6 protein-coding genes are annotated in these 8,604 nt (G+C 51.9%); 1 reads left to right on the top strand and 5 read right to left on the bottom strand.

Features of this window, described 5'->3' with window-relative positions; all coding sequences use genetic code 11:
• Together MES37_RS22185 and MES37_RS22180 are read right to left on the bottom strand one after the other, a co-directional pair.
• Positions 1–841 (bottom strand): deoxyribodipyrimidine photo-lyase (locus MES37_RS22185; protein WP_237932660.1); only part of this gene is annotated, 841 nt, incomplete at its 3' end.
• 12 nt (positions 842–853) lie between these two features.
• Entirely contained in the window at positions 854–1,810 is a 957-nt protein-coding gene (locus tag MES37_RS22180) for a YbgA family protein (protein WP_064544836.1), read from the bottom strand.
• 382 nt (positions 1,811–2,192) lie between these two features.
• On the opposite strand from MES37_RS22180, the gene MES37_RS22175 reads away from it, so the two are divergent.
• On the top strand, positions 2,193–3,980 hold the full coding sequence (locus tag MES37_RS22175; protein ID WP_064544834.1) for a methyl-accepting chemotaxis protein: 1,788 nt from the start codon (positions 2,193–2,195) through the stop codon (positions 3,978–3,980).
• Positions 3,981–4,106: 126 nt separating this feature from the next.
• On the opposite strand, the gene nuoN is transcribed toward MES37_RS22175, so the two are convergent.
• The 3 genes from nuoN to nuoL form a co-directional block, all read right to left on the bottom strand.
• Positions 4,107–5,564, bottom strand: coding sequence for an NADH-quinone oxidoreductase subunit NuoN (gene nuoN / locus MES37_RS22170; RefSeq protein WP_064544832.1), 1,458 nt, complete (start codon positions 5,562–5,564; stop codon positions 4,107–4,109).
• Between the two features lie 6 nt (positions 5,565–5,570).
• Positions 5,571–7,100 (bottom strand): NADH-quinone oxidoreductase subunit M, encoded by a 1,530-nt coding sequence (gene nuoM, locus MES37_RS22165; RefSeq protein WP_121815187.1) that lies wholly within the window; start codon positions 7,098–7,100, stop codon positions 5,571–5,573.
• A 129-nt stretch (positions 7,101–7,229) separates the two neighbouring features.
• On the bottom strand, positions 7,230–8,604 hold a 1,375-nt coding region (nuoL, locus tag MES37_RS22160; RefSeq protein ID WP_237932659.1), incomplete at its 5' end, for an NADH-quinone oxidoreductase subunit L.

Here is an 8,604-nt window from a genome sequence, read left to right as displayed (position 1 = left end):
CACGCCAGATTAACTCGTTTAACCAGACGCCCCCGCCCCCCCCTTCCAGCGCCTGAGGATGCTCTTTCAATAATCTATGCAGGCACTGGCGCGGCGACAACACCCCAACAGCCAAATAAGCCGACAGACGGCTGGTGCCGTCGATGGCGGGAAAATCTCGCTGTTGCGCGTAATCCACGACCGACTGGCGGCAAAACAGGCGCAACTGGTTAATCGCCTGTTTTTCACCACAGGGGAAAAGATTCGGGTCAATGGGCTGGCACGGGTAATCAAATACGGTGAGTTTTTGTGGTTCATGCATAGTGGTTTTGCGCACTTGCGGCGCTGAAACACATTCAGGCAGACCTTCATTAAGGCGTTTGATAAATGCTCTGCTAAACGGCGTAAACACTTTGTACATCTCGTGATTACCCGTCGTCACACTACCTGGCGGCAATAAAACGCTGTCAACAAAACCCTGGCAAACCACGCCTGGGGATAACACCTTTTCTACTGCTGCATCGCGCTGGCGCTCATTCAGCTCGTATTGATAGTTATAAAAAAACGCGTCCACCTTCTGCGTTTCACAGAAGTTTTGCAGGAAACCGACGCAGTCATCAAAACCATCAGCTTGCCGAACAAACAGCTCAATTCCCCTTTCCGCAAGCGCGGCATGCAAGCTTTGCAAATGCTGCCAGATGAATTCAGCCTGACGAGGCGACATCTCATGTTTACGCCATTGCAGCGGAGTGGCGATAAATATGCCAATCACTCGGGCACCAGGGTCACGGCAGGCCGCTGCCAACGCCAGGTTATCGTTCACCCGTAAATCATTGCGAAACCAGACCAAATGCGTGGTCATACAACTCCATGATTAATTGCCCAAACGTAAGCGTAACGTTTCAGGATAAGGCTCAAAGTAGCGCTGCTGCGCCAGATAAGCGTCAGGATATTCTGCCATATAGTGTTTTAACAAGGTGATGGGTGCCAGTAAAGGCTGGGTTCCCTGGCGATATCTGTCGATAAGCCCTGATAGCTCCTGGCGCTGGCGCGAATTTAACTGGCGGCGGAAATATCCCTGAACGTGCATCAGCACATTAGTGTGGTTACGACGTGTCGCCTGATGGGCAAGCAAATCCATCAAGCGCTGACGGTATTCAATGAAAAAAGCATCCAGTGAATCCCAGCTTTCTATATCGGCAACAAAGCGCCCCAGTTCGCGGTATTGCGGCTGAGAATGAGCGAGGAGCAATAATTTGTATCGGCTATGAAAACCAATGAGTCCGCCTCGTGTCAGACCAGACTGGCGTAAAATATTAAGTTCATTAAGTGTATAAATGCGCTCGACAAAGTTCTCGCGAATTGCCGGATCGTACAAACGCCCATCTTCTTCAACCGGAAGCCACGGCAATTGTCGTTTCAGTTCCGCGGTAAATATCCCGGTGCCACTTTTTCGGTTATTACTTCCCTCGGGGTCGTAAACTCTTACCCGTTCCATGCCACAGCTTGGAGATTTAGCACAAACAATATAACCGCACAGATGATCGAGACTGGCTACACGACGTGTGGAAAATTGTTGCATCGCCAGGGTTAAATCCCCTTCGTGATGATTGCTAAAGCGCAAGGCTACTTGCCCCTCATCTAGTTTGACTAGCCGCAAAGCAGGCCTTGGTGTCGGTAAACCAATCGCCATTTCAGGGCATACAGGTTCGAAATGCACCCACGGCGCTAATTCATTGACGGCAAATGCCAGCCGTTTATGCCCGCCATCAAAGCGGACATTTTCCCCGAGTAAACAAGCGCTGATGCCAATGGGAATTTTATCGCTCATGACGTACTCCTTTGAATGTGTCCCGTTAAGTGTAGCAAGCCCAACAGATAATCTTTGCTGCATCGGGATGACTTCTCTTACCATCTCACTACAACCAGAATTATTTTTTAAAGGATAACTCTATGACAAGCCAACGTATTTTAAACAAAGCTAATGTTTTCCCGCCCTTTGACTCATTAATACTACGAGAATTTGAAGCTCAGTTCATAAGATATATTAACAACCCTTTTGGATTGGGATTGTAGCGTTTTAACACAGCAACAACTTGCGTATATATTGACTATATTCAGCCACCCTTTATCGGTATAAATAATTAAAGTTATCCCCATTCCGGTCGTTAATAGCCACTAATGAATTTATAATTAACCCGGAAGGTTACAGCATGTTTAACTCCATCCGCAGTAGGGTTTTAGTTGCGACTACATTAATTGTCGTCGGCGCATTATGTGTAAATACCTCTATTAATTATCTAATTAGCCATTCGGCAAACAATAATTCAATCAATAGTACGCTTACCGCCCTGGCGCAGAGTCACTCGGCAACCGTGAATCAGTGGACTGAAACCAAAGTCGCACAAATTAGTTCTCTGACACCCCATGTCAGCGATACCGATCCGGTTCCACTGTTAACCCTGGTTGCCACTTCAGGGAATTTTATTAATGTGGATATTGGTTATCCGGACAAACGAGATATTTCCTCCGATGCGTCGGGTATTCCTGAAGGTTACGATCCCACTTCTCGTCCGTGGTATATCCAGGCTGCTCAAGCGAAAAAGCCCATTGTGACGAATCCTTATCAGGATGCCGGTACGCGAAAACTTATTGTCACCGTGGCAGCTCCGCGTATTGAAAACGGAGAACTACTGGGTGTGGTGGAAGGCGACATCAATATGGATGCGGTGATAGCCAACGTTCGGGCTATTCATCCAACCGCAGGCAGCTTCGGCATGTTGATGGATGCTAATGGGACGATCATCGCGCACCCGGACGAATCGCTCACCCTCAAACCCCTGTCCGGTATCGCACAGGCACTCAGCCTGCCAGAGTTGCTGAATTCTTCAGTACCGATTCAGGCTGATGTTTTGGGACGCCCAACCTTTATGATTGCCATGCCGGTTAAAAGCACCAACTGGTACATCGTTGTGGCGATGGATAAAGCAGAGGCAACCGCAAGCATGCGTTCACTGCTCTGGACTTCAACTGTCTCTATGTTCGTACTAATTGCGCTCGCCGCACTGATCGTCAGCTTTATCACTAAACGCAGCCTTGGCCCGCTGATCCGCATTCGCGAGGCAATGGATTCCATCGCTCAGGGTACGGAGGACTTAACCCAGCGCTTAGCGGTAGACGGCAAAGATGAAGTGGCACAGATTGCCAGCGCGTTTAACCGGTTTGTCGACAAACTCGCGGTGGTGATGAAATCTATTCGTAGCAGCAGCGAGTCGGTGCGCATTGCTTCCGAGGAAATATCCTCCGGGAATATCGATCTTTCTGCACGGACAGAATCTGCCGCCGCAAGCCTGCAAGAAACCTCAGCGGCACTAGAACAGATCGCCTCAACAGTCGCGCACTCTGCCAGTTCATCTCATGAAGCAAACAAGGCCGTTCTTTCTGCCGCTGAGGTGGCACGTCGTGGTGGTAACTCAGTACGCGAAGTGATTCAGACCATGAACACCATAGAAGCTGCCTCCGAGAAGATCGGCAATATTATCGGCGTCATTGATGGCATTGCGTTCCAGACAAATATTCTGGCACTCAATGCCTCGGTAGAGGCCGCTCGCGCAGGTGAACAAGGAAGAGGATTCGCGGTTGTGGCAAATGAAGTACGAAACCTGGCAAGTCGTAGTGCGCAGGCAGCTAAAGAGATAAGAGTGCTTATTGACTCGACAGTGACGAGTGTGTCATCGGGTGCAAAGCAGGTTCACCATACCGGTAATACCATGCAGGAAATTGTCACCAGTGTTTCTTCAGTCACGACGATGATGGCGGAGATTAACCAGGCTGCGGATGAGCAAATGAAAGGCATTGCAGAGATCAATACTGCGGTAGCGCAACTCGATACCATGGTGCAGCAGAACGCCGCCCTGGTTGAGGAATCAACCACCGCTTCGGCGGCACTCCAGGATCAGGCAAGTGAACTGACTCTTGCGGTGAATCAGTTCCGTCTGTAAGGCGGCAGGAAAAACCCGGCTTCGGCTCCCCAGTAAACTCAGAGCAAAAAAAAGGCTACCCGATTCGGTAGCCTTTATATTTGGGGATTTAGCAGGGGTCGCGGGCGCTAACCCGACCAAAACCACTTACATCATCGGTGTTGCCAAACGCACCAGGCTGATCAACGGTTGCGGATAAACACCCAGCAACAACACCAGCACGGCGGAGATCAACACCACCACACCGCCAGCAGTGAACGCCCAGTTAGTCGGAGCATCACGGTTTGGCTGTTGCGGTGCATTCAGATACAAACTCACCGTCACGCGCAGGTAGTAGTACAAACCAATCGCACTACCCAGTACCACAGCGCCAGTCAACCACCACAGGTGAGACTGAACACCGACCGCAATGATGTAGAACTTACCAATAAAGCCCAGTGTCATTGGGATACCTGCCAGTGACAACATCATCACCGTCATGACCGCAGACAAAATTGGTTTGTGCCAGAACAGACCACGATAAGAATACAGCGAATCTGCATCCGGGCCACGGTACGGGCTGGACATCAGGCTCACCACGCCGAACGCACCAAGGCTGCTGAACAGGTAGCCTGCCAGATAAACACCAACCGATTCCATCGACATGTCGCCGCTTTGCAGCGCAATCAATGCCACCATCAAATAACCAAGGTGTGAGATAGACGAGTAACCAAGCAGACGCTTGATATTGGTCTGGCTCAACGCCATCAGGTTACCGAAGATGATAGAGATGAAGGCGATAATACCGAGCACCACGCGTACCGCTTCGCTATCGCCGACTGGCGCGTAGAGGAACAGACGCATCACCACACCAAAGATGGCGATTTTGCTGGCGGTTGCCAGGAAAGTGGAAACCGGAGCCGGAGCGCCCTGATAAACATCTGGGGTCCACAGGTGGAATGGAACCAGTGACAGTTTAAAGCCGAGGCCGACAATCATCAGACCAAAACCTGCCAGCAGCAGCGGTTCGTGGAGCATGTTGTCTGCGAGGCTCTTACCGAGCGTTACAAACGACAAGTCGCCAGACTCTGCGTACACCAGCGCCATACCGAACAGCAGGAATGAAGATGCTGCGGCAGACAAAATGGTGTACTTGATACTGGCTTCCAGCGAACGTTTCTGTCGGAAGGCGTAACCAATCAGGCCGAACAGCGGCAGTGAAATTAACTCAATGCCGAGGAACAGTGCCGCCAGGTGATTGGCGTTTGCCAGCAGAATACCGCCGAGGGCTGCAATCAGCACCAGCAGGTAAAACTCTTCGCGGTTGTCGGTGTAACCCTCGAGCCACGGGTAAGCAAAGGTACAAGTCGCGAGGCTCGCCAGCAAAACCAAACCGGTGTAAAGCATCGCATAGCCATCGACGCGCATCAGCGGCGTGACGTCCATTGCGCCAGCCTGGCCAACAAACCACAGTGAAACGAGTGCGGCGTTCAGGCCGATTACTGCCAGTGTTGCATTGACAAAATGGTCGCGTCGCCACGCTATGGAGAGCATCACAACCACCACCGTCAATCCGACGACGAGCAGCGGTAGCAGCGCGATCAATTGTTGAGGAGTTATAGTCATGGCGAATTACGGCCTTGTAGTTGGAATTGAACTGGTAAACCACTGCTGAATATTGCTCATCGCGGCATGCGAAGTATCCAGAATTGGCTGCGGGTAGAAGCCCAACAGGACTAACAACACCACCAGCAACAGGATGATAAAGAACTCGCGCGGCGACATGCCTGGCAGTTGCTTATCACTGATTTCGCTTTTTGCTTTACCGAAGTAAGCACGATGAATCATCGCCAGAGAATAAACAGAGGCAAAGACCAAGCCGAAGGTAGAGATAATGGTAATCACTGGCACGACATGGTAGCTGCCGAACAGAATCATAAATTCGCCAACGAAGTTACCGGTACCCGGCATCCCCAGAGTTGCCACCGCAAAGAACAACGACAGACCCGGCAGCCATTTAATTTTGTTCCACAGGCCGCCCATCAGACGCATATCACGGGTATGCAGACGCTCGTAAATCTGACCACAGATGATGAACATACCGGCCGCAGACAGACCGTGCGCAATCATCTGAATCACCGCACCCTGGTAAGCCAGTTGGCTGCCGGTATAAATGGCAATCAACACGAAGCCCATGTGGGAAACGGAGGTATAAGCAATCAGGCGTTTAATATCGGTTTGTGCGAAGGCCATCCACGCGCCGTAGAAGATACCGATGACACCCAGCCACATAGCGATTGGGGCAAATTCAGCGGAAGCTTCCGGGAACAGTGGCAGCGCGAAACGCAACAGGCCGTAGGCTGCTGTTTTCAGCAAGATACCTGCGAGGTCGACAGAACCCGCCGTTGGTGCCTGGGAGTGCGCATCCGGCAGCCAACCGTGCAAGGGAACCACTGGCATTTTTACCGCAAATGCAATGAAGAAGCCCAGCATCAGCAACCATTGAACGCTGCTGGACATTTCAGTGTGCAGCAATTGTTCGTAGTTAAATGTCCAGACGCCGGTTGAGTTGTAATGCACAAACACCAGACCAAGAATCGCAATCAACATCACCAGGCCGCTTGCCTGGGTGTAGATGAAGAACTTGGTTGCAGCGGTGATACGCGTCTTCCCGTCGGAGGCTTTGTGGCCCCACAGTGCAATCAGGAAGTACATTGGCACCAGCATCATTTCCCAGAAGAAGAAGAACAGGAACATGTCGATGGCCAGGAACACGCCGATAACGCCACCGAGGATCCACATCAGGTTGAGGTGGAAGAAGCCCTGATATTTTTCGATTTCATTCCAGGAACAGAGTACCGCCAGCACGCCGAGCAGGCCGGTCAGGACCACCATCAGCAGTGACAGACCATCCAACGCCAGGTGGATTTCAATCCCAAAACGTGGGATCCACGGCAAAACAAATTCAGACTGCCACTGCGGCAAACCTGCAGATTGCGTTAGCGTGTAGCCACCGGCTAACCACAGTTGCATCGAGAGAGCCAGTGTCAGTCCCATCGTTATCAGCGCAATCCAACGCGGCACTTTTACGCCGAAGCGTTCAGTCTGCCAGCAGAAGAAGCCGCCAATAAAGGGGATGAGTATCAGCCAGGGTAATAGCATGGCATTTGTGTCCCTAAGTCAAAATAAACCAAAACATCACTCACTTTCCCATCTGTATTAAGACGCCGGGGAAGGTAAACCACCCTCACCCCGACCCTCTCCCTGATGGAGAGGGGGAGTTGTATGGAGTTAGCGCAAGACCAGCAGCAAGCCCAGAATCACGACCGCACCGATACTCATTGAAGCCACATACCAGCGCAGGTAACCGTTCTCGCTCACCAGCAGGCCACGGCCTGCAAAGCGTGAAAGAACTGCCGGAATGTTCATCAGTGAATTCAGCGGATCGCTCTTAATCAACCAGGCGATACCCAGGAATGGCTTAACGAAGACTTTATCGTACAGCCAATCGAAGCCCCAGGCATGGAACCACCAGGTACCGAAGAAGCGGCCCGGTGCGCTGTTGGCAATGGCGGTCACCAGAGTGCGTTTGCCCAGCCACAACCAGGCAGCAATCAGGATACCGGCGATAGCCACAACGCCTGAAGTAATCTCCAGGGTCAGCACGCTACCGTGCGCAAGCTCAGTGGTTGCTGGCAGGACGCCCGCCAATGGCGGAACAATCATGGCACCCACGAAAGTGGACAACACCAGCAGCACAATCAGCGGCAAGTGGTGAGTAATGCCTTTAAGTGCATGCGCGTGAATCTGCTCTTTACCGTGGAAGACGATGAAGATCATACGGAAGGTATACAGTGAGGTCATAAACGCACCGACCAGACCTGCAACCATCAGGTTCACATGACCATTCGCCATCGCACCGGCCAGAATCTCATCTTTACTGAAGAAGCCAGCAGTAATGAGTGGTAACGCAGACAAGGCTGCACCACCGACCAGGAAGCAGATATACACCAGCGGAATGGACTTACGCAGGCCACCCATTTTGAAGATGTTTTGTTCGTGGTGGCAGGCAAGAATCACCGAACCAGACGACAGGAACAGCAGCGCTTTGAAGAACGCGTGCGTCATCAGGTGGAAAATCGCCGCATCCCACGCTTGTACGCCGAGTGCCAGGAACATGTAGCCAATCTGGCTCATGGTCGAGTACGCGAGCACACGTTTGATATCGGTTTGCACCAGCGCCGCAAAGCCTGCCATTACCAGCGTCACTGCACCCACGATGCCCACTAAATGCAGCACTTCAGGCGTTAACAGGAACAGGCCGTGAGTACGGGCAATCAGGTAGACACCGGCGGTAACCATGGTTGCCGCGTGGATCAGCGCTGAAACTGGCGTTGGGCCAGCCATCGCATCCGCAAGCCAGGTCTGCAATGGCAACTGAGCAGATTTACCTACCGCGCCGCCTAACAGCATCAGGGTTGCCCACATCAGCATTTGGTTACCAGCCGCAAAGTGCTGCGGTGCCAGTTCAACCATTTCGCGGAAGTTCAGCGTGCCCAGTTCGTTGTAAAGAATGAACAGTGCGAAAGCGAGGAACACGTCGCCCACGCGGGTTACCACGAACGCTTTCATGGCCGCCGCGCCGTTCTTCGGATCGGTGTAGTAG

This window comes from Buttiauxella sp. S19-1 (assembly GCF_022134725.1).
In the GTDB taxonomy this organism is placed as follows: Bacteria; Pseudomonadota; Gammaproteobacteria; order Enterobacterales; family Enterobacteriaceae; genus Buttiauxella; species Buttiauxella ferragutiae.
This window is presented reverse-complemented; position numbering and strand designations above follow the sequence as displayed.

Excerpts from the sequence above, each read along its gene's own strand:
- MES37_RS22180 (WP_064544836.1), bottom strand. The coding sequence starts at position 1,810 with ATGAGCGATAAAATTCCCATTGGCATCAGCGCTTGTTTACTCGGGGAA.
- MES37_RS22175 (WP_064544834.1), top strand. The coding sequence starts at position 2,193 with ATGTTTAACTCCATCCGCAGTAGGGTTTTAGTTGCGACTACATTAATT.
- nuoN (WP_064544832.1), bottom strand. The coding sequence starts at position 5,564 with ATGACTATAACTCCTCAACAATTGATCGCGCTGCTACCGCTGCTCGTC.
- nuoM (WP_121815187.1), bottom strand. The coding sequence starts at position 7,100 with ATGCTATTACCCTGGCTGATACTCATCCCCTTTATTGGCGGCTTCTTC.